Origin of the sequence: Streptomyces sp. NBC_00576 (assembly GCF_036345175.1) — a bacterium.
Classification (GTDB): domain Bacteria; phylum Actinomycetota; class Actinomycetes; order Streptomycetales; family Streptomycetaceae; genus Streptomyces.
In genome coordinates this window covers 6,481,688-6,503,113 of sequence record NZ_CP107780.1, presented here as the reverse complement: position 1 = coordinate 6,503,113, position 21,426 = coordinate 6,481,688, and the positions used below count along the sequence as shown (strand labels likewise).

The following is a 21,426-nucleotide window of genomic DNA, read 5'->3' as shown; positions in this document are numbered from 1 at the left end:
TGGCGGTCGGGTTCAGTTGTTGTTGCCTGAGGCCAGGGCTCGGCTGCGGTCTCGGGCGGCTTCGAGGGCGGCGATGAGGGCGGCCCGTACGCCGTGGTTTTCGAGTTCGCGGATGGCGCTGATCGTGGTGCCTGCGGGGGACGTGACGTTCTCCCGGAGCTTGACCGGGTGTTCTCCGCTGTCGCGGAGCATCACGGCGGCGCCGATCGCGGACTGGACGATCAGGTCGTGGGCCTTGTCGCGGGGCAGGCCGAGGAGAATACCGGCGTCCGTCATGGCCTCGACCAGGTAGAAGAAGTACGCCGGGCCGGAGCCGGAGAGTGCCGTGCAGGCGTCCTGCTGGGACTCGGGGACGCTGAGCGTCTTGCCGACGGCGCCGAAGATCTCCTCGGCGTGCGCGAGGTGTTCGGCGGTGGCGTGGCTGCCGGCGGAGATGACGGACATGGCCTCGTCGACAAGGGCCGGGGTGTTCGTCATGACGCGGACGACCGGGGTGCCGGTGGCGAGGCGGGCCTCGATGGAGGTGGTGGTGATGCCCGCGGCTCCGCTGATGATCAGGCGGTCAGCGGGGACATGGGCGGCGAGGTCGTCGAGGAGGGTACCCATGTCCTGCGGCTTGACCGTGAGGATCAGGGTGTCGGCGGTCTTCGCTGCCTCTGGGTTGGTGACCGGGGTCACTCCGTAGCGGGTGCGGAGTTCTTCGGCTCGTTCCGGGCGGCGGGCGGTGACCAGGAGATCGGCGGGGTCCCAGCCGGCTCGGATCATTCCGCTGAGCAGGGCTTCGCCGATTTTTCCGGTGCCGAGGACTGCGACTTTCTGGGTCATGGTTGGGGTGCCCTCCGGGGGTTGCGTCGTCCGGGGTCATCCTCGCATTGGGGGCGGTGGGTGGGGGGCGGTGTCCGGTGGGCGGGATGTCCGGGGGTGTTTCGCCCCCGCCGCCCCTACCCGTCCCATCCCGTTCCTGGGGCTGCGCCCCCAGACCCCGCATCGCGCTGAACGCGCTCGTCCTCAAACGCCGGACGGGCTGGATGCGCCGGCCGGCGCTGAATGGTGCCCGCCGGTGCTGGAAGTTGGTCATGGGGTTCGGCGGCGGAGGGTTGCCGCGCCCAGGGTCAGGACCAATAGGGCGCAGGTCGCGACGATCAGGGTGTCTCGTACGAAGGTGGCTGTGATGTCTGTGTGGGTGAGGACCTCGTTCATGCCATCCACCGCGTAGGACATGGGGAGGACGTCCGAGATCGCTTCGAGGACCGGGTGCATGTTGGAGCGGGCGGTGAAGAGGCCGCAGAGGAGGAGTTGAGGGAAGATCACCGCCGGCATGAACTGGACCGCCTGGAACTCGGACGACGCGAAGGCCGAGACGAAGAGGCCGAGAGCGGTGCCCAGCAGGGCGTCGAGCAAGGCCACCAGGAGGAGCAGCCAGGGGGAACCCGTCACGTCCAGGCCGAGGAGCCAGACGGCCAGTCCGGTGGCGAGGGCCGACTGGATGATCGCGAGGATTCCGAATGCCAGGGCGTAACCGGCGATGAGGTCGCCTTTGCCGAGGGGCATGGCGAGGAGGCGTTCGAGGGTGCCTGAGGTTCGTTCGCGGAGGGTGGCGATCGAGGTCACCAGGAACATCGTGATGAGGGGGAAGATCCCGAGGAGGGACGCCCCGATGCCGTCGAACGTGCGTGGGCTGCCGTCGAAGACGTAGCGGAGCAGGAGCAGCAGCAGGCTCGGGAGCACGATCAGCATCGCGATGGTGCGCGGGTCGTGACGGAGTTGTGCCAGGACCCGGATCGCGGTGGCTGTCGTTCGGGAGGCGTTCAGGGCGGTTGTGGGGGTGCCCGTGGGTGTGGTCGTGGGCGTGGGCGTGGTCATTGGGTCTGCTCCTTCTTTTCCTTCTTTGTCGGCGACTTCTTCGCCTCGTCCACCAAGTGCAGGAACGCTTCTTCCACTGTCTCCGTCGCTGTGCGGGTGCGGAGGGCGTCCGGGGTGTCGTCGGCGAGGAGTTCGCCGTCGCGCATGAGGAGGAGGCGGTGGCAGCGTTCGGCCTCGTCCATGACGTGGGAGGAGATGAGGAGCGTCGCTCCCCGGGTCGCCGCGATGGTGTGGAAGAGGGCCCACAGGTCGCGGCGAAGGACGGGGTCCAGGCCCACCGTCGGTTCGTCCAGGACCAGGAGTTCGGGAGTGCCGAGGAGGGCCACCGCCAAGGAGACGCGGCTGCGCTGGCCGCCGGAGAGGTTGCCCGCGAGGGCGTCGGCGCGGGTGGTGAGATCCACGTCGACGATGGCGCGGGTGACGTTCTCGTGGCGGCGGTCCGCGGCTGCGCGGCCGGGGTCGAGGATCGCCGCGAAGTAGGCCAGGTTCTGGCGGACCGTCAGGTCGTCGTAGACCGAGGGTGCCTGGGTCACGTAGCCGATGCGGGTGCGGAGGGCTGCGTGGCCGGCGGGGTGGCCTAGGACCTCCAGGGTTCCGGTGACCTTGGCCTGGGTGCCGACGATCGCCCGCATGAGCGTCGACTTTCCGCATCCCGAGGGGCCGAGCAGGCCGGTGATCCGGCCCCGCGGGACGGTGAAGTCGAGGCCGCGCAGGACTTTGCGGGTGCCTCGTACGACGGCGAGGGCTTCGGCTTGGACGGCGGGGGCGCCGGTGGTCGCTGTTCCGGTGTCGGGTGGACCGGAAGAGTAATTCATCATGTGATGAATAATGCTCCTGCGGGCGGGCGCCGTCAAGCGGGTGCGTTCGGCGGCGCAGGCGTGCGGCGGCGTGATCGGAGGCTGGCGATCCGGTCCGTACGCTTCCGGATGCCTCCGGGTGCCGGGCCAACCGGCTGCGCGATCAACTCCCTTTCCCGACAGCGGATTTCAGTGCGCGGTCATATGCCGCACATGTCGGTCCGCCGTGCCGTCCCCCGGTGCGGCACCCACGCATCTCCCGTGACCGTGGTTGATCGTCTGAGGTGCTTTTGTCATGCGCTACGGCGTACGCAGGGCCGATCTGTTCGCTTCTCTCGTCGTGTTCCTCGTCGCACTGCCTGCGGGTGAGCGGGCCGGCTGCGGGGAGGATGACCGTGCTGGTCTACGAGGCCGTGCACAGGGACGGGGTCGGGACGCTCGGGGTTCTGGTGTTGGGGGCCCGTCTGGTGCAGCTCGGGCTCGGGGTCCTGCACCTCGGGCGGTGGTTCAGGGCCGTGTCGGTTGCCGTGGTGCAGGGGATGCTCGCCGGGATCGGGCTCGTGCTGGTCGCCGGGCAGGTCTACATGCTGGGCGACGCGAACGCGCCCGGCAGCGGCCTGGGGAAGCTCACGGGGCTGGTGTCGCTGCCCGGGCTGGTGGATCCGGTGGCGTTGCCGGTGGGGGGTGCCACCATTGCCGTACTGGTGCTGTGGCCGCGATGGAAGCGCGGGAATCACCTGGTGCCCGTACCGCTGGTCGCGGTCGGTCTCGCGGCGGCGCTGACCTGGGCGTTGGACCTGGAGGTGCGGCGGGTCGAGGTGCGGGGGCTGCTGGACGCCGTACGGCTGCCGGAGGCCGCGGATCTGGGGCGGCTCACGGAATTCGGCGTGATGGGGACCGTGATCGCCCTCGCGCTGATCGCTCCGCCGAGTCGCTTTTCAGTGCGGCGGCAGTGAACCGGCCGCACCGGGGGCGGCGCACCGACTACGACCGTGAGCTGATCGCGCACGGTGCGGGAAACGCGGTGTGCGGAGTGCTGGGGGCACCCCCTTCGAGCGAGTCCGGGCGAGGGCGCGAACCAAGGCATCCCGGGTGCTGTACGGGGTGTGGTTACTGCTCTTCACGGCCGTCGCGCCCGGGGTGCTCGGGGTGATTCCGGTGGCGGCGCCGTCCGCGCTGCTGGTGCACGCCGGGTGCGGGCTCGTGCCGGTGCGGGAGTGGTGGTTTTTGGTGTGAACCGGGGCTCGGCTAGGAGCGGCGGCGCTTCTTCGACGGGTTGCCGGTGCGACGGGTGGAGCGCTTCTCGTACCGCTCGACGGCGGCGTCGTACTCCTCGCGGTGGAGTTTCTCGCCGGGGGCCTCGGTGAGGGAGCGAAAGAAGTAGGCGAGGAGGGAGCCGACGAAGCCGATGGCCAGCAGGCCGTGGAGAGAGGCCTGACGGTCGGGGTCGGGGCGCTTGGTGAAGCCGTCCCAGGTGTGGCGGAAGGCGAGGGCGCCGCAGATCGCGAACATCACGACCATGAGGAGGGTGACGAAGTTGCCGATTTCCGCGATCCGGAGGCCTTGGTAGGCGAAGCGGAGGACGAGACAGGCGACGACGACGGCCGCGAGCGAGCCGGTGGCCGCGGCGATGCGGCGGGCCGGGTAGCCGTTGCCGTGGTCGACCCAGGTCGTGCCGAAGAAGCGGATGGGCTCTGGGCGGGGGCCGGGTGCGGAGCCCGCGGGTGTTTCCCGGATGTCGTGTTCGTCGCTCACGCGTCGATTATGGCTCCGGGCGGGCGCGGGCTCCGCGGGGGATCAGCTGCAGCGACGGCTACGTAGCCGTCGCTGCCGGTGTGCACGTACGTGTCCGAGACGTACTCGCCGTTGTCGATGTTGTCCCAGATGTTCGACGTGCCGTAGGGACCGGTGACCGTCTCGCCCGGCCTCTGGCAGTAGACGGGGACCTTGGCGCCTTCGGCGAGGACGCGCATGGTGTAGCCCGTGCCGGGGCCACTGCGGACGTTGAGGCGATAGCCCGGGGCGGTGTCGTAGACGACGACGGCCTCGGCTTGTGCGGCGCCGACCATGAAAAGGCACCGGCGAGGTCGGCGACCATGACGGATCTGTGCTTCAGGGATGGCATGGGGACCCTCAGGGGTTGGAGGGGGCAGGCCCGCAGCGGTCGGCTGTGCGGCCGACCGCTGCCGGTGTTCACGTAGGCGTCCGAGACGTGCTTGCCGCCGGCTACGCGGTCACGGATGCCGCTCGTGAGAAATCCGCCGGCGGCGCTCGTGAGCAGGACGGATCCCGGGTCCGGGAAGTCACTGGTGGTTCCCTTGGGTGACGGTGCCGGAAATCAGGCGCAGCGTGAGGCGACGTAGCCGTCGCTGCCGGTGTGGACGTAGGCGTCCGAGACGTACTGGCCGTCGTCGATGTTGTCCCAGATGTTCGACGTGCCGTACGGGCCCGCGACCGACTGGCCCGGCGTCTGGCACCAGATCGGGACGCTGGCCCCCTCGGACAGAACGCGGACGACGTGGTACGTGGTGCTGGGGCCGCTGCGGACGTTGAGGCGGAACCCTGGGGCGACCGCGTAGTAGCGCACGGTCGCACTCGCGGTGGCCGCCATGGTGACGGCCTCCTGCTCCGCGCTGCCGTCAACCTCTTCAACACGTTCAACAGACATGAAAAGCCTCCCCCGTCGGATCCCACGGCTGCCGTGGGCCCCGTTGATTCCCCCAAATCACGCCATCAAACACATGTACGCAACTCGTACACGGAGACCAGCAAGCCGCCTCTGTCTCATACGGGTCATCGACTAGGCTCCGGCTCGTCGCGCGCGGACGATCAGCACGGGGGTGGGCCCATGGCGCCACAGCACAACACCGGAGCGGGCCCGGAAGCGGAACTTCCCGAGTACGCCGGTCACTACCGTCTGGAGTCATGTCTGGGGTCCGGCGGCATGGGCGTCGTGCATCGCGCCCGGAGCGGCTCGGGGATGACGCTCGCGGTGAAAGTCGTACATGCCGAGTTCTCCAAGGACCCTGAGTTCAGGGGGCGTTTCCGGCAGGAGGTCGCTGCGGCGCGGCGGGTCAGCGGTGCCTTCACCGCGCCGGTCGTCGATGCCGATCCGGAGGCCGAACGGCCCTGGATGGCCACGCTGTTCATTCCCGGGCCGACCCTCTCCGAAGAGGTGAAGCGGAACGGCCCCATGGCTCCTGCCCAGTTGCGCCGGATCATGGCCGGACTGGCCGAGGCGCTGCGCGACATTCACCGGGTCGGCGTCGTGCACCGGGACCTCAAGCCGAGCAATGTGCTGCTCGCCGAGGACGGGCCGAAGGTCATCGACTTCGGTATTTCTCGGCCAAAGGACAGCGAACTGCGCACCGAGACCGGGAAGTTGATCGGGACACCTCCCTTCATGGCACCCGAGCAGTTCCGACGGCCTCGGGAGGTCGGGCCCGCCGCCGATGTCTTCGCGCTCGGGTCCGTGATGGTGCACGCGGCCACGGGGCGCGGGCCGTTCGACTCGGACAGCCCGTATGTCGTGGCCTACCAGGTCGTCCATGACGAGCCCGATCTGACCGGCGTGCCGGAGAACCTCGCTCCGCTCATCGTGCGGTGCCTCGCCAAGGAACCCGAGGACCGGCCCACGCCGGACGAGTTGATGCGGGAGCTGCGGTCGGTCGCGGCCTCGTACGACACGCAGGCGTTCATACCGGAGCAGCGGTCGGGTGACACGCCGCCGTCCGGGCCGCCTGCCGACGCGCCCGAACAACGGCGCGGGACAGGCCTCCGCAAGCGGTCGGCGGTGCTGGCGGCCGGGGCGGTCGGTCTGATCGTGATCGGCGCCTTCGCCTCGATCCGGTTGACCGGTGGAGACCGTCCGGCATCACCCGGCGCGAGCCCCACGACCTCGGCCACGACCACGACCACCGGGTTCGCCCCATGGGCGGCGAAGCCGGTCTCCGAAGGCGCGGGCGCCCCCCAGTGTTCCTACGGCGCGGGAAAGCTGTTCTGCGCCCAGCCCGGCGAGATCTACGCGCTCTCCCCCTCCGACGGCACCCTCCTGTGGCGCCGCTCCGTCTCCAGGGCCCTCAGAAGCGAACCCCCCGTTGTCTCGGGTGGGCTGGTGCAGATCAGCACGGACGAGGAGCAGCGGGTGAAGGCGCTCGATCCCACGTCGGGAAAGACCCGCTGGCAGCGGGACCTGCCCGCGCACGAAGGCATGGGCTACGCCGGCGGCATGCTCCTGCTCTCCCACTCCGACGGAAGCATCACCGGTGTGGACAGTGCGTCGGACGTCATCAAGTGGAACCGTCGGGTGCCGGGCCAAAGGTCCCCGTTCATCGCCTCGTTCGCCGGCGATCCGCTGATGTACGCGACGACGAGGTCCGACGACGCGTCGAGTACGCGGGTCTCCGCGATCGATCCGGCCACCGGTGACGTGCGCTGGGCGGCCAGGCTGGAGGGAGGGCTCCAGCCTGTCGGCTCCAGCGGCGGGTCCGTCTTCTTCCTTTCCCTCGACAACGTCTACGGCGCCACGGAGGCGGTGGTCCGCTACACCCCGCGCTCCAAGGAGTCACGCCGCGTGGCGCTGCCCATCGCACGTGACGGCGTCCACGCCGGCGTCCACGGGAACCGCGTCTACGTCCTGGCCACGGGTGGTTCGCTGGAGGCGTTCGATCTGGGAACGCGCAGGCAACTGTGGCAGCTCGAGACGTCCGTGCCTCGCGGATCGACACCGGTCGCGGACGGAGACCACGTGTACGTCACCGCCCCTGACGGACGACTGCTCGCCGTGTCCGCCGACGACGGCACACTGCTCGGCCAGACACCGGCGCGACTCGGCGCGAACTCCGACCGGGTCACAGCCTCGCTGCCCGACCCTGTCATCGCCGAGAACCACGTCTACGCCACAGCCCCCGACGGCACGGTGTTCGCCGTACCCGCCCACAACCGTTCCTAAAGACTGAGCGGGCGTGAGCCTGTTCAGCCGCGCGCCCCGAACGGTCTTGGGCGAGCTGGTCCCCGGCGTACTCGACCCCGGGTGGCGACACGCATCGTGTGCGTGGTCCGAGCCCGGGAGGCCCCCGCGGCCGGAGGCCGCTGATGGACACAGCCCTCACGACCTGGCCATGTGGGCACGGCCAGAGGCGACGGGGAGGCCCTGAACCATCCTCTGGTGGAGCAGGGGCCCCGCACACTGACGCCGTACCCGGTGTCCCAGGACGCACAACCACGCTAACCCAAACGGCCCAGGGCACCGCTATCCCGCAAACGGACGACCACACGATCGAGCTAATTCGACCTCGAACGCACTCCATGGCGAGCAGCTAACAACCCCTCCGCCTGGTGACGAGAAAGGGCCGCCCCCGAAGAGACGGCCCCTGCGAAACGCGACCTCAGCCCAGCAGTGACACGTCTCGCACCGCGCCCTTGTCGGCGCTCGTCGCCATCGCCGCGTACGCGCGCAGGGCGGCGGAGACCTTGCGTTCGCGGGCGACGGGGGCGTAGACGCCGTTCAGTGCGTCGCGGCGGGCCGCCAACTCGTCGTCCGGGACCAGCAGTTCGATCGTGCGGTTGGGGATGTCGATGCGGATGCGGTCGCCGTTGTTGACGAGGGCGATGGTGCCGCCGGAGGCCGCCTCGGGGGAGGCGTGGCCGATGGACAGGCCCGAGGTGCCGCCGGAGAAGCGCCCGTCCGTGACCAGGGCGCAGGTCTTGCCGAGGCCGCGGCCCTTGAGGAAGGAGGTCGGGTAGAGCATCTCCTGCATACCGGGGCCGCCCTTGGGACCCTCGTAGCGGATAACGACGACGTCGCCGTCCGTCACCTGCTTGTTGAGGATCTTCTCGACGGCCTCCTCCTGCGACTCGCAGACGACCGCGGGGCCCTCGAAGGTCCAGATCGACTCGTCGACGCCGGCCGTCTTCACGACGCAGCCGTCGACGGCGAGGTTGCCCTTGAGGACCGCCAGGCCGCCGTCCTTGGAGTACGCGTGCTCGGCGCTGCGGATGCAGCCGCCGGCCGCGTCCGTGTCCAGGGCCTCCCAGCGCTCGGACTGGGAGAAGGCCTCGGCGGAGCGGACACAGCCGGGCGCCGCGTGCCACAGTTCCAGGGCCTCCGGCGACGGCGAGCCGCCGCGCACGTCCCAGGTCTTCAGCCAGTCCGCGAGGGACGAGCTGTGAACCGAGTTCACGTCCTCGTTGAGCAGGCCCGCGCGGTGCAGTTCGCCGAGGAGGGCGGGGATGCCGCCGGCCCGGTGCACGTCCTCCATGTAGTACGTGCGGTCCTTGGCGACGTTCGGCGCGACCTTCGCCAGACACGGCACCCGGCGCGAGACCTCGTTGATCTCGTCGAGGCCGAACGGGACGCCCGCCTCCTGGGCGGCGGCCAGCAGGTGCAGGATCGTGTTGGTCGAGCCGCCCATCGCGATGTCGAGGGCCATCGCGTTCTCGAAGGCCGCGAGGGTGGCGACGTTGCGGGGCAGGACCGTCTCGTCGTCCTGCTCGTAGTAGCGGCGGGTGATGTCCATCACCGTGCGGCCCGCGTTCTCGTACAGCGCCCGGCGGGCCGTGTGCGTGGCCAGGACCGAACCGTTGCCCGGGAGGGCCAGCCCGATGGCCTCCGCCAGACAGTTCATCGAGTTGGCCGTGAACATGCCGGAACAGGAACCACAGGTCGGACAGGCGTTCTCCTCGATACGGAGGATGTCCTCGTCCGAGATCTTCTCGTTCACCGCGTCGGAGATCGCATCGACCAGGTCGAGCGTGCGGACCGTGCCGTCGACCAGCGTGGCCCGGCCGGACTCCATCGGGCCGCCGGAGACGAAGACCGTGGGGATGTTGAGCCGCAGCGCGGCGTTCAGCATGCCCGGGGTGATCTTGTCGCAGTTGGAGATACAGATCAGGGCATCGGCGCAGTGGGCCTCGACCATGTACTCCACACTGTCCGCGATCAGATCGCGGGACGGGAGGGAGTACAGCATGCCTCCGTGGCCCATCGCGATGCCGTCGTCGACAGCGATCGTGTTGAACTCGCGCGGGATGCCTCCAGCGGCGGTGATGGCCTCGCTGACGATGCGGCCGACCGGCTGGAGGTGCGTGTGGCCGGGCACGAACTCGGTGAAGCTGTTCGCGACCGCGATGATCGGCTTCCGCCCGATGTCGGCACCCGGTACACCGGAGGCACGCATAAGGGCGCGGGCGCCCGCCATATTGCGGCCGTGGGTGACTGTGCGGGACCTCAGCTCGGGCATCTTCGCTCGCCTCGCTACTTCGGAGAGTAATGACTCCGTCGAGCGTACGCCGGTTATCCACGGATCGGACGTTCGGTCCGGAATGCGGGATGGTTGTCTCGGCTTTCGAGTGCGGGTTGTGGTGGGTTGCTCGCGCCCACGCGGCGGAGCCGCACATGTCACAGCCCCGCGCCCCTTACGGGGCTGTCAGGTGGACCTGTATTACAGGGGCCACCCTCTCGATGATCAGCTCCGGGGCCGCCGAGGCCAGAGGCTCCACCTTGATGACGTAGCGCAGCATCGCGATGCCCACGAGTTGGGCGGCGGCCAGTTCGGCGCGCAGTTCGGCGTCCGGGAGGTCCAGCTGGACGGCGATGCGGCGCAGCAGCTGGGCGGAGATCAGGCGGCGGAAGACGCCTGCCGCGGCCTCGTTGTTCATGGCGGAGCGGACGATCGCGAGGAGCGCCTTGCGCGTGGCCGGGTTCTCCCAGACCCCGAAGAAGAAGCGGGCCAGCCGCTCGCCGACGCCGTCGAGGGGTCCTTCGCCGATCGAGCCGGGGGCGTTCAGGAGGGGTCCGACGGCGACCTCGATGGACGCCTCGAAGACCTGCTCCTTGGTGCCGAAGTAGTGGTGCACGAGCGCCGGGTCCACGCCTGCGGCCTTGGCGATGCCGCGTACGGACGTCTTCTCGTAGCCCCGCTCGGCGAACTCATCGCGGGCCGCCGCCAGGATGCGGTCGCGGGCGGCGGGGGTGTCCGCGGAGTCCGTACGGGAGGGGCGTCCCCGGCGGCGGGGGGCCGCGCTGGTCATGGGCGCGGTCCCCCGCCGGGAACGACTCTGACGGCCGAGGCCAGGTGGAGGCGGGTGAACGCGAGCGCCTCGGCGAGGTCGGCCTCGCGCTCGACGCCGGACATCGCGCGGCGGGTGTTCACCTCGATGACGACATGGCCGTCGAATCCGGTGAGCGCGAGCCGTTCCAGCAGCTCGGCGCAGGGTTGCGTGCCGCGGCCCGGGACCAGGTGCTCGTCCTTGTTGGAGCCGTTGCCGTCGGCGAGGTGGACGTGGCCGAGACGGTCGCCCATGAGGCCGATCATCTCCATGGCGTCGCTGCGGGCCGTCGCGGTGTGGCTGAGGTCGATCGTGAAGTGGCGGTAGTCGTCCTTCGTGACGTCCCAGTCGGGGGCGTACGCGAGCATCTCGCGGTCGCGGTAGCGCCAGGGGTACATGTTCTCGACGCCGAACCGGACGTCCGTCTCGTCGGCCATGCGCCAGATGCCGGTGACGAAGTCACGCGCGTACTGGCGCTGCCAGCGGAAGGGGGGGTGTACGACGACGGTCGACGCGCCGAGCTTCTCGGCGGCCGACTGAGCTCGCTGGAGCTTGGTCCAGGGGTCCGTGGACCAGACGCGCTGGGTGATGAGCAGGCAGGGCGCGTGGATGGCCAGGACGGGGATCTGGTGGTAGTCGCTCAGCCTGCGCAGGGCTTCGATGTCCTGGCTGACGGGGTCCGTCCAGACCATGACCTCGACACCGTCGTAGCCGAGACGCGCGGCGACCTCGAAGGCCGTCGCCGTCGACTCCGGGTACACGGAGGCTGTGGACAGCGCGACCTTCGCATCCGGGATGCGTACGACTGGTTCCGCCACGGGGACAGGGTACGGGGTGTGTATGTGGGGGTGGGTCGGGGGCGCCTGGTCGCCGTTGGGGTTCGGTGGTTCGGCGGGTGCGGGTCCGTGCGTGGCTTGTCGCGCAGTTCCCCGCGCCCCTGAGGTATGTGCAGCACAGGTTGATCGAGAAGTGCCGGAGCTTGTCCCGTGAGAGGGACCTACTCCGTGCCCATGTGGGTGCCCATGTGGTCCAGGCGGCGGAGGATGACGCCCTCCCGCAGGGCCCAGGGGCAGACCTCCAGGGTTTTTACGGCGAAGAGGTCCATCGCCGCCTCGGCCACTAGGGCGCCCGCGACGAGCTGGTTGGCTCGGCCTTCCGAGACTCCGGGGAGGGCTGCTCGTTCCGCCGTCGTCATGGAGGCCAGTTCGGGCACGAGGGCCTGCAGAGACTCGCGCTTCAGTTCGCGCTGGACGTAGAGGCCGTCCGTGGAGCGGGCCGCGCCTGCCAGGCGGGCGAGCTGCTTGAACGTCTTCGACGTGGCGACGACGTGGTCGGGAGCGCCGAAGCGGCTGAACTCGCCCACCGTACGGGCGATCTGGGCGCGTACATGGCGGCGCAGGGACCTGATGTCGTCGGGGTCGGGCGGGTCGCCGGGGAGCCAGCCCGCGGTCAGACGGCCGGCGCCGAGCGGGAGGGAGACGGCGGTGTCGGGCTCCTCGTCGATGCCGTAGGCGATCTCCAGGGAGCCGCCGCCGATGTCGAGGACGAGGATCTTGCCGGCCGACCAGCCGAACCAGCGGCGGGCGGCGAGGAAGGTGAGACGCGCCTCCTCGGAGCCGGTCAGGACCTGGAGCTCAACGCCTGTTTCGGCCTGCACGCGCGCGAGGACGTCGTCGGCGTTGCTGGCCTCGCGCACGGCGGAGGTGGCGAACGGCAGCAGGTCCTCGACGCCCTTGTCCTCGGCGGCCTGGAGCGCGTCCTGGATCACGGCGACGAGTTTGTCGACCCCCTCGGGGCCGATGGCTCCGGCGTCGTCGAGGAGCTGGGCGAGCCGCAGCTCGACCTTGTGCGAATGCGCGGGCAGGGGGCGCGCGCCGGGGTGCGCGTCCACCACCAGCAGATGCACCGTGTTCGATCCCACGTCGAGGACACCGAGTCTCATGGGCGGAACGCTACTGCCAGCCGCGCCCGCATCCGTCGCCGGAGCGGTGCCGAAAGAGAGCCCGGGCGTCTTACCCTGGACGCGTGCCAAAGACGAAAAAGGCAAAGGCCGACAAGTCGGCAACGTCAGCCCTCTCCGCGAAGTCTGCGAAGTCCTCGACGTCCCCGAAATCTGCGAAGTCCACAAAATCTTCGACGTCAGCCAAGGTGAGTGACGAGAAGGGCCTCGACTTCGCGCGCGCGTGGGTGGAGTTCCCTGATCCGGCGGACGCCGAGCAGGTCTTCCGCTGTGATCTGACCTGGCTGACCTCTCGCTGGAACTGCATCTTCGGAAGCGGCTGCCAGGGCATCCAGGCCGGCCGCGCGGACGACGGCTGCTGCACGCTGGGTGCCCACTTCTCCGACGAGGACGACGAGAAGCGCGTCGCCGGACATGTGGCACGGCTCACGCCCGACATCTGGCAGCACCACGACATCGGCACCACGTCCGGCTGGACCTCCGAGGACGATGAGGGGTCGCGGCAGACCCGGCCGTACCAGGGGTCCTGCATCTTCCAGAACCGGCCCGGGTTCGCGGGCGGCGCGGGGTGCTCGCTGCACATCCTGGCGCTGCGCGAGGGCCTGGAGCCGCTGGAGACCAAGCCGGACGTCTGCTGGCAGCTTCCGGTGCGGCGGACGTACGACTGGATCGACCGACCCGACGACACGCGCGTGCTCCAGGTGTCGATCGGTGAGTACGACCGGCGCGGCTGGGGGCCGGGCGGCCACGACCTGCACTGGTGGTGCACGTCGGCGACCTCGGCGCACGGCGCGGGCGACCCGGTGTACGTGTCGTACCGGCCGGAGCTGGTCGAGCTGATGGGCAAGGCGGGGTACGACCGGCTGGTCGAGCTCTGTGAGGAGCGGCTGGCTTCGCAGTTGCCGCTGCTGGCTCCGCATCCGGCTGATCCCGTTCGCTGACGCGGCGGGCTCAGAAGGCCGTCGCGGGGCTCGGGGTGCCGCTGTCGACGGGTGGCGACGAGCCCCCGGGGTCGGCTGGCGTCGAGGTCACCGAGGCCGTCGGGGTGGAGGTCGGGGTGGGCTCCGGGTCCGGTGACGAGGACGGTGGCGGGTTGCTGGGTGGCGGGGTCGACGGCGCGGTGGGCGTCGGGTGCGGGGGCGGGGTGCTCTGGTGCGGCGGGCCGGGGGCCGGTGGGTTCGCCGGGGCCGGGTCCAGGGGTGTGGGCGCGGTGCCGTACCCCTCGATGGAGACGACGGCGGACGCCGGTGCGATCGACACCCGCGCGCTCCAGTGGCCGGCCGGCTCGCGCAAGGGATCGACGTACACCTTGATCGTGAACGACTCGCCGGGCCTCAGCGTTCCCGTCGACCGGCTCGGGTACAGCCAGGACGCCCCGGTGTACGCCGTCCAGCGCACCGGCGTGTGCCCGGACGCGGTGAGGGTGATGAGCGTCGTGTCGCCGTCGCTGGACGCCTCCACGGTGAGCAGGCCCGGGCTCTCCTTCGCGCCGGGGACCGCGCTGACGACCTCCACGGAGACGTCCGGGGTGCCGTGGTCCTTTTTGACGATGCCGCTGTCGGGGCCGGTGCCGACGTTGCCCGCGTTCCCGGCGTTCTCGTAGCCGCCGCCCGTTGCCTCGCCGTCGAGGGTGTCGGGGCGCTGCGCCTCGCTCGCCGTGGCCGACCGGTCCCCGGGGACGCCCTCGCCTGTCACCGGCGCCCCACGGTAGGCGGCCCACAGGGCGAGCACGGGGGCGGCGACCACGGTGGCGACGACCGTGGTCGTGACGGCACGCGCGCGTAGGCGGTCCCTTCGGGCGGCGCGGTCCTTGGGGTCCATCGGGAAGCCGCGCCGGTCGAAGCGTGGGGCGGCGGCGCCCCGCGCGCGCGGGAGGTGCGCCATGGCGACATGGAGGGCCGCACGGGGTGCCTCCAGGACGGGCAGTTCGGCGGGCGTGACCTCGGCGCCGGGCCAGGTGCCGGGGACGGCTCGCTCGGCGATACGGCGGCACCGCGGACAGTCGTCGACATGCCGGACCAGTTCGCGGCGCAGCGCGCTGCTGAGCACCAACTGGTGGTCGCCGGTGAGGCGCGCGACGCTCGGACAGGTGCCGGTCTCGACGACGGCGAGGGCGGCGCGGGTGCGTTCGACCTCGCAGGCGGCGGAGGCGAGCAGTTCACGGGCCGCGGTGGCGTCCAGGCCCAGGACGGCGGCGACCTCGGGGGCGGCGAGCTTGTGACGCACGGCGAGTTCGAGCGCCTCGCGCTGTTCGGGGGTGGTACCGGCGGCCTCCGGCCAGGCGAGCTGGGCCAGTTCACGGCGGTGCGCTTCCTGGGCCTCCGCGGAGACGGGGGCTGGGGAGGAGGCCGCGGAGTCGGGGGCGGCCTGCGGCGCGGGCGTGGCGGACGCCTGCCGCTTTCCGCGCCGGCCGGCCGCGTGCGTGCTCTGACGTTTCTGCTTGGCCTCGGCGAGCTTGCGCAGACAGGACCAGCGGGCGAGGGCGTACAGCCAGGCCCTGCGGTCACCGGCGGACTCCGGACCGCGCGGGCTGCGGCGCTCGGCGAGCGCGAGGACGTCACCGAGGGCGGCGGTGGCCGTGTCGTGGTCGCACAGGACGGACAGGCAGTAGGTGAACAGGCCGTCCAGATACGGCTCGTAGCGCGCGGGCGGGCGCTGGACCAGCGTGCGCCCCGCCGACCGGTCGCGCGCCTCACGGTGCGCCCGGTGTGCACCGGTGCTGCGGGTCGGGGTGTCCGGACTGCTGCTCGTCATCCGTGCGACCGTAGGCGTCTTACGACGACCCCTTCGCCTACCTTGAGCACTTTTAATCCGTACGGGTGAAACGATCCCTCAATGGGGGACAGGAACCCCGGATTCCGTGGCCTGTTCCCGTCCTGACGTGGCTGATTAGCGCGGGGAGCATCGGCTTCCGGCACCCGTCGGCGACGGTGACGACGGTGATGTCAGTGGGCCCGGATACGGTTCGTCTCATGGCTGTCCGTACGAAGACCGCGAAGGACCGACCGTCCTACCGATGCACCGAGTGCGGCTGGCAGACGGTCAAGTGGCTCGGCCGCTGCTCCGAGTGCCAGGCGTGGGGCACGGTGGAGGAGTACGGCGCGCCCGCGGTCCGTACGACGGCACCGGGCCGCGTCACCACCTCCGCGCTCCCCATCGGCCAGGTCGACGGCCGCCAGGCAACCGCCCGCTCCACCGGTGTACCCGAGTTCGACCGCGTCCTGGGCGGCGGGCTGGTCCCGGGAGCTGTGGTCCTGCTGGCCGGTGAACCGGGCGTGGGCAAGTCGACGCTCCTCCTGGACGTGGCGGCGAAGTCGGCGAGCGACGAGCACCGCACGCTCTACATCACGGGTGAGGAGTCCGCGAGTCAGGTCCGGCTGCGCGCCGACCGCATCAAGGCGATCGACGACCACCTGTACCTCGCCGCGGAGACCGACCTGGCGGCTGTCCTGGGCCACCTGGACGCCGTGAAGCCGTCCCTCCTGATCCTCGACTCCGTCCAGACCATCGCCTCGCCCGAGATCGACGGCGCGGCGGGCGGCATGGCGCAGGTCCGCGAGGTCGCCGGGGCGCTGATCCGCGCATCCAAGGAACGCGGCATGTCGACGCTCCTTGTGGGCCATGTCACCAAGGACGGCGCGATCGCAGGACCGCGCCTCCTGGAACACCTGGTGGACGTGGTCCTGTCCTTCGAGGGCGACCGGCACGCCCGCCTCCGCCTCGTCCGGGGCGTCAAGAACCGCTACGGCACGACGGACGAGGTCGGCTGCTTCGAACTGCACGACGAGGGCATCACGGGCCTCGCCGACCCGAGCGGACTGTTCCTGACCCGGCGCGCCGAGCCGGTGCCGGGCACCTGCCTGACCGTCACCCTGGAGGGCCGCCGCCCGCTCGTCGCCGAGGTCCAGGCCCTCACCGTCGACTCACAGATCCCCTCCCCCAGGCGTACGACATCGGGTCTGGAGACGTCCCGGGTCTCGATGATGCTCGCGGTTCTCGAACAACGGGGCAGGATCAGCGCGCTCGGAAAGCGCGACATCTATTCGGCGACGGTGGGCGGGGTGAAGCTCTCCGAGCCGGCCGCGGACCTCGCGATCGCCCTCGCGCTGGCCTCCGCCGCGAGCGACACCCCGCTGCCCAAAAACCTGGTGGCGATCGGCGAAGTGGGCCTCGCGGGCGAGGTCAGACGGGTGACGGGGGTCCAGCGACGACTGGCCGAAGCCCACCGTCTGGGCTTCACCCACGCCCTCGTTCCGTCGGACCCCGGCAAGATCCCCGCCGGTATGAAAGTCCTCGAAGTCGCCGACATGGGGGAGGCTCTGCGGGTGCTCCCGAGGTCGCGTAGGCGAGAGGCACCACGGGACGAGGAGGACCGCCGGTAGACTTTGCGCAGGTCTCGCCCGTCCGTACGAACAACGTGTGCGAAACGGGAGCGCCTAAGAACCTGCGACCGGAGGAGTGCAGTGGCAGCCAACGACCGGGCAGCAGCTCCCGGAAAGTCCGGTGGGAGCTCCGGTGCCGATGGCCTGATGCGCGCCTCACTGAGCGCTGTGGCACCCGGCACGGCGCTGCGCGACGGGCTTGAACGGATTCTCCGCGGTAACACCGGCGGACTCATCGTGCTCGGCTCCGACAAGACTGTCGAAGCGATGTGCACAGGCGGTTTCGTCCTGGACGTCGAGTTCTCGGCGACGCGGCTGCGCGAGCTGTGCAAGCTCGACGGCGGCATCGTGGTCTCCTCGGACCTGTCCAAGATCCTGCGGGCCGGCGTACAGCTGGTCCCCGACCCGATGATCCCCACCGAGGAGACAGGCACCCGGCACCGCACCGCCGACCGCGTGTCGAAACAGGTGGGCTTCTCGGTCATCTCGGTCTCCCAGTCGATGAGACTCATCGCGCTGTACGTGGACGGCCAGCGCCGGGTCCTGGAGGACTCGGCGGCGATCCTCTCCCGCGCGAACCAGGCCCTGGCGACCCTGGAGCGCTACAAGCTCCGCCTCGACGAGGTCGCGGGCACGCTCTCCGCCCTGGAGATCGAGGACCTGGTGACGGTCCGGGACGTCTCGGCGGTGGTGCAGCGTCTGGAGATGGTCCGCCTCATCGCGACGGAAATCGCCGGGTACGTGCTCGAGCTGGGCACCGACGGGCGGCTTCTGGCCCTCCAGCTGGAGGAGTTGATCGCGGGCGTGGAGCCGGAGCGCGAACTGGTGGTCCGGGACTACGTACCCGAGCCGACCGCCAAACGCTCGCGCACGGTCGACGAGGCGCTCGCGGAACTCGACGCGCTCAGCCACGCCGAGCTGCTCGAACTCTCCACGGTGGCCAAGGCCCTGGGCTACACGGGCTCACCCGAGACCCTCGACTCGGCGGTCTCCCCCCGCGGCTTCCGCCTCCTGGCGAAGGTGCCACGCCTGCCCGGCGCGATCATCGACCGCCTGGTGGAACACTTCGGCGGCCTGCAGAAGCTGCTGGCGGCGAGCGTCGACGACCTCCAGACGGTGGACGGGGTCGGCGAGGCGAGGGCGCGCAGCGTGCGGGAGGGGCTGTCGCGGCTGGCGGAGTCGTCGATTCTGGAGCGGTACGTGTAGGTGGGGTGCGTGGAGACGGGGTCGAGGGGCCGAACTGCTCGGCCCTTCTCGGTCCTTCTCCGTCCTTCTGCGTCTTCCCCAGTCCTTCTTGGTCCTTCTCAGTCCTTGTCCAGTACGAAGGACGTCTGGGCCTTCGGGAAGCCCTGGGCCTGTGCCTCCACGAGGTAGGTGTCGGCCGTTGCCGACCCCGCCTTCGGAGTAGCGCACTCAGGGGCGCTCGCCTTGCGGTCCCACTCGAACGTGTACGTGATGCTGTCTCCGGCCGAGACACGGAACAGCAGACCGGACGTGTCCTTCGGGCAGTCGTCCGAGGACCAGATGTCGTCGTCGCTACTCGTCTGCGTGATCGTCACGACCGCCGTCCTGGGGCCGAGGTCGATCTTGCAGTCGTTGGCGGAGGAGTTCTTGGCGACCAGCTGGAAGGTGGGCGTCTCGTCGGGTGCATACGCGTTCTGCACACTGCGCAGGCTCAACTGGACGACACCGGCGGTGCAGTTGGGCAGGGTGGAACCGGCGGGAAGGGTGTCGCCGCTGCCTACGCTGCCGTTGACGCCGTCGTCCGTACCGGCACCGCCGCCACCCGTCCCGGCGGAACCGCTGTCGCCGCCGGAACCGGAGTTCGAACCGCCGGAGCTCGCTGAACCCCCGGAGCCTCCGGAGCCCCCCGAGGCGGAACCGGAGTCCGCGCCGCCGCTGCCCGTGCTGCCCGACTCGTCGCGTCCGCCCGGGGCTTGACTGATCGCGGGCCCCGAACCGGACGGTCCCGGGGTGATCGTCTGCACGGGATCCTTGCCGTTGGCGCCGTCCGTACCCTTGTTGCCGCCTCCGCCGCCGGAAGCGACGATCCAGATGCCCAGCAGCGCCAACAGGGCGAGCACAGACAGCAGAACGGCCCTCCGTCGCCAGTAGATGGAGGAGGGAAGCGGCCCGACCGGATTGCGCATAGATCCCACGGCGCAAACTGTACGAGAGATCAGACAGTTCACTCGCCCCACCCGCCGCCGGGGCACCAACTTTTCCGGATCATCATCCCGGCGAAGGGGGTGGTGACGTGGCTGAACTCCCCCCGGAGGGGAAACCGTTCACACCGGGGCCGCCTCTGCCCACCCGCCCCCACCGCTCCTTCTCAGTCGAGCTGCTCGGCATCCAGTAGTGCGAGGGCGTTGCGGATGCCCTGTTCGAGGAGTTGGTCGGCGAGTTGCTGGTCGGTCAGGGCGCGGGAGAGTTGCAGTGTCCCGGCCATCATGCCGAGGAGGCCGAGTGACTTCAGGCGTGCCGAGGGTGGGTCGTGGGGTGCCAGGCGGGCGGCGAAGCCGTCGATGAGGATCAGTGCCCTGTCGGTGTACGCCTGTCTGGTGCGATCCGTGGAGCGTCCGATCTCGTCGAGGAGGGCGGCGTTGGGGCAGCCGTCGTCGATGTTGTCGCGCTGTTCGGTGGAGAAGTACCAGCGGATCAACTGCTCGAGTCCGGCTCGGCCGGGTGCCGCCTGCGCGACGATGTTCTCGTGCTGGGCGCGCACCTGGTCGGCGACCGCGGTGGCGATGAGTTCGTCCTTGGAGGCGAAGTAGGCGTAGAAGGTGCCGTTGGTCAGGCCGGCGTCCTTCATGAGCGTGGAGATCCCCGAGCCGTCGATGCCGTCGCGCTTGAACCGGCGGCCGGCCGTCTCGACGATCCGCTGCCTCGTCTCCTGCTTGTGTTCTTTCGCGTAGCGCACCATGTGTTCCTCCATGGCAGCCGGGGCCTGCGCCCCGGCTGTCGTCCTGGTCGGGTCAGTGTGCCGCGCCTGCGAGGAGCGCGGGGAAGTTGATCCTGGCGGTCTGTAGTTTCGGGTCGTGGGGGTCGGGGACTCCGCCGTCGGTGATGTAGAGCCGGTCGCCGCGGACCGCGGTCGCGGAGGGCGAGGCGAGACCGTCCGCGCCGGTCAGGACGGGCTTGATGGTGCCGTTGGGGTAGATCACCACGACCCTGTCCGGGCCGTTGTTCGAGGAGGAGCCGTTCTGCGCCGCGAACACCACATCGGAGAAGGGGGTCAGGAAGCTGAGGTCGTCGATGTTGGGCAGGCCGCCCGCGACCTGGCGGACGGGACCGGCCGCACCGGTGGCGGCGATGTCGGGCACATCGGAGATCTTCGGGCGGAATCGATGCCCTGGAAGCCGGACCGGGAGGTCAGGCGGGCATGCGGTTGCTCTTGCGGATCTGCTTGTCGAACACTCCGGCAGGGACCAGGCGGCGCGCGGTGGTGACGCGCGAGGCCAGCGGCCCGGCGGCGTAGCGCAGCCTGGGCTTCTTGTCGGTGGCCGCGGTGACGATCACCTTGGCGACGACGGCGGGGTCGTCGCCGTCCTTCATCGCCTGCGCCATCACCTCGTCGAAGACGCGCCGCCGCTCCGCATACAGGGGCAGCGGGGTGTCGGGCTGCGCGGCGTTGGTGTCGAAGCTGGTCCTGGTGTAGGCGGGCTGGACGAGGAGGACCCGGACGCCGTGCTCGCGGACCTCGTGGTCCAGCGACTCGGTGTAGCCCTCGATGGCGTGCTTCGTCGCGACATAGAGGGCCATGAAGGGCTGGGGGACGACCCCGAGGACGGACGAGACATTGATGACCCGCCCGCCACCCTGGGCGCGCATGTGCGCCAGGACGGCCTTCGTCATACGGATGACACCCAGGACGTTGATGTTCAGGACGTTCTGGGCCTGAGCGACGGAGTTCTCCTCGACGGCGCCCGCCGAGCCGAGGCCCGCGTTGTTGACCAGGACGTCGATGCGCCCGAACCGGTCGATCACCTCTGCGACCGCGGCGGTGGCCGAGTCGTCACTGCCCACGTCGAGATCGATGTACGTCACACCGGCGGGCGGAGTGAGCCCGGAAGTCCTACGGCCGGTGCCGATCACCTCGAAACCCGCCGCGACGAAGGCACGGGCCGTCTCCTTGCCGATCCCCGATGAGGCACCTGTCACGAGCACCACCGGCCGAGTTGTCGCCATCAGGATCTCCCACGCCTTTAAATTACGCTCGTATGTCTTACGTCTGTACGACCATACGGGGATCGTCGATCGATGGCAAGTGGACACGGCCGCCGATTCAGAGAAGGCCCGGCATTCCAGCCCGTCCGGCGTTTGAGGACGAGGTCCCTTCAGGGCCGAAGGGGGGCCTCGGGGCGAAAACAACCCG

The 21,426-nt window shown here is 70.1% G+C and carries 19 protein-coding genes and 1 pseudogene; 5 read left to right on the top strand and 15 right to left on the bottom strand.

Annotation, left to right across the window (positions count from 1 at the left end; genetic code table 11):
- Positions 1-12 precede the first annotated feature (12 nt).
- From proC to OG734_RS28145, 3 genes are all read right to left on the bottom strand, one after another.
- Complete coding sequence (proC, locus tag OG734_RS28155) at positions 13-825, bottom strand: pyrroline-5-carboxylate reductase (RefSeq protein ID WP_330290274.1); 813 nt, start codon at positions 823-825, stop codon at positions 13-15.
- Positions 826-1,074: 249 nt separating this feature from the next.
- A complete protein-coding gene (locus tag OG734_RS28150; protein WP_330290273.1) occupies positions 1,075-1,863 on the bottom strand; it encodes an ABC transporter permease in 789 nt (262 codons plus the stop codon).
- Positions 1,860-2,681, bottom strand: coding sequence for an ABC transporter ATP-binding protein (locus OG734_RS28145; RefSeq protein WP_330290272.1), 822 nt, complete (start codon positions 2,679-2,681; stop codon positions 1,860-1,862). The genes OG734_RS28150 and OG734_RS28145 overlap by 4 nt, the downstream gene beginning before the upstream one ends.
- Before the next feature lie 293 nt (positions 2,682-2,974).
- Here OG734_RS28145 and OG734_RS28140 point away from each other — a divergent pair.
- Positions 2,975-3,878: pseudogene (locus OG734_RS28140) on the top strand (SulP family inorganic anion transporter); the annotation flags it as partial.
- 30 nt (positions 3,879-3,908) lie between these two features.
- Here OG734_RS28140 and OG734_RS28135 read toward each other — a convergent pair.
- The 3 genes from OG734_RS28135 to OG734_RS28125 form a co-directional block, all read right to left on the bottom strand.
- Complete coding sequence (locus OG734_RS28135) at positions 3,909-4,415, bottom strand: EamA/RhaT family transporter (protein WP_330290271.1); 507 nt, start codon at positions 4,413-4,415, stop codon at positions 3,909-3,911.
- Positions 4,412-4,729: a hypothetical protein gene (locus tag OG734_RS28130; protein ID WP_330290270.1), complete on the bottom strand. Its 318-nt coding sequence runs from the start codon at positions 4,727-4,729 to the stop codon at positions 4,412-4,414. Before OG734_RS28130 ends, OG734_RS28135 begins: the two co-directional genes overlap by 4 nt.
- Positions 4,730-4,998: 269 nt before the next feature.
- Positions 4,999-5,328 carry an SH3 domain-containing protein gene (locus tag OG734_RS28125; RefSeq protein ID WP_330290269.1) on the bottom strand — a complete coding sequence of 110 codons (330 nt, stop codon included), beginning with the start codon at positions 5,326-5,328 and terminating at the stop codon, positions 4,999-5,001.
- A 180-nt stretch (positions 5,329-5,508) separates the two neighbouring features.
- On the opposite strand from OG734_RS28125, the gene OG734_RS28120 reads away from it, so the two are divergent.
- On the top strand, positions 5,509-7,611 hold the full coding sequence (locus OG734_RS28120; RefSeq protein ID WP_330290268.1) for a serine/threonine-protein kinase: 2,103 nt from the start codon (positions 5,509-5,511) through the stop codon (positions 7,609-7,611).
- 436 nt (positions 7,612-8,047) lie between these two features.
- Here OG734_RS28120 and ilvD read toward each other — a convergent pair whose 3' ends face one another.
- The 4 genes from ilvD to OG734_RS28100 all read right to left on the bottom strand — a co-directional run bounded on the left by ilvD (position 8,048) and on the right by OG734_RS28100 (position 12,651).
- Positions 8,048-9,901, bottom strand: a complete 1,854-nt coding sequence (ilvD, locus tag OG734_RS28115; RefSeq protein WP_330290267.1) for a dihydroxy-acid dehydratase — start codon at positions 9,899-9,901, stop codon at positions 8,048-8,050.
- Between the two features lie 175 nt (positions 9,902-10,076).
- On the bottom strand, positions 10,077-10,691 hold the full coding sequence (locus OG734_RS28110) for a TetR/AcrR family transcriptional regulator (RefSeq protein ID WP_330290266.1): 615 nt from the start codon (positions 10,689-10,691) through the stop codon (positions 10,077-10,079).
- Complete coding sequence (locus tag OG734_RS28105) at positions 10,688-11,527, bottom strand: sugar phosphate isomerase/epimerase family protein (RefSeq protein ID WP_330290265.1); 840 nt, start codon at positions 11,525-11,527, stop codon at positions 10,688-10,690. Before OG734_RS28105 ends, OG734_RS28110 begins: the two co-directional genes overlap by 4 nt.
- 179 nt (positions 11,528-11,706) lie before the next feature.
- The gene (locus tag OG734_RS28100) at positions 11,707-12,651 is read right to left on the bottom strand and encodes a Ppx/GppA phosphatase family protein (protein ID WP_330290264.1); all 945 of its coding nucleotides are present in this window, start codon (positions 12,649-12,651) and stop codon (positions 11,707-11,709) included.
- 83 nt (positions 12,652-12,734) lie between these two features.
- Between OG734_RS28100 and OG734_RS28095 the strand changes: the two genes are divergently transcribed.
- Positions 12,735-13,610, top strand: a complete 876-nt coding sequence (locus tag OG734_RS28095) for a hypothetical protein (RefSeq protein WP_330290263.1) — start codon at positions 12,735-12,737, stop codon at positions 13,608-13,610.
- Between the two features lie 10 nt (positions 13,611-13,620).
- On the opposite strand, the gene OG734_RS28090 is transcribed toward OG734_RS28095, so the two are convergent.
- Complete coding sequence (locus OG734_RS28090) at positions 13,621-15,423, bottom strand: hypothetical protein (RefSeq protein ID WP_330290262.1); 1,803 nt, start codon at positions 15,421-15,423, stop codon at positions 13,621-13,623.
- A 218-nt stretch (positions 15,424-15,641) separates the two neighbouring features.
- On the opposite strand from OG734_RS28090, the gene radA reads away from it, so the two are divergent.
- Both radA and disA read left to right on the top strand, forming a co-directional pair.
- Positions 15,642-17,051 carry a DNA repair protein RadA gene (gene radA, locus OG734_RS28085; RefSeq protein WP_330290261.1) on the top strand — a complete coding sequence of 470 codons (1,410 nt, stop codon included), beginning with the start codon at positions 15,642-15,644 and terminating at the stop codon, positions 17,049-17,051.
- A gap of 81 nt (positions 17,052-17,132) precedes the next feature.
- Positions 17,133-18,257 (top strand): DNA integrity scanning diadenylate cyclase DisA, encoded by a 1,125-nt coding sequence (gene disA, locus OG734_RS28080; RefSeq protein ID WP_330290260.1) that lies wholly within the window; start codon positions 17,133-17,135, stop codon positions 18,255-18,257.
- Between the two features lie 98 nt (positions 18,258-18,355).
- On the opposite strand, the gene OG734_RS28075 is transcribed toward disA, so the two are convergent.
- The 4 genes from OG734_RS28075 to OG734_RS28060 form a co-directional block, all read right to left on the bottom strand.
- Entirely contained in the window at positions 18,356-19,210 is an 855-nt protein-coding gene (locus OG734_RS28075) for a hypothetical protein (protein WP_330290259.1), read from the bottom strand.
- Positions 19,211-19,383: 173 nt separating this feature from the next.
- Positions 19,384-19,974, bottom strand: coding sequence for a TetR/AcrR family transcriptional regulator (locus OG734_RS28070; RefSeq protein ID WP_330290258.1), 591 nt, complete (start codon positions 19,972-19,974; stop codon positions 19,384-19,386).
- 52 nt (positions 19,975-20,026) lie between these two features.
- The gene (locus OG734_RS28065) at positions 20,027-20,374 is read right to left on the bottom strand and encodes a hypothetical protein (RefSeq protein ID WP_330290257.1); all 348 of its coding nucleotides are present in this window, start codon (positions 20,372-20,374) and stop codon (positions 20,027-20,029) included.
- 49 nt (positions 20,375-20,423) lie between these two features.
- Complete coding sequence (locus tag OG734_RS28060) at positions 20,424-21,239, bottom strand: oxidoreductase (protein ID WP_330290256.1); 816 nt, start codon at positions 21,237-21,239, stop codon at positions 20,424-20,426.
- Between the last annotated feature and the right edge of the window lie 187 nt (positions 21,240-21,426).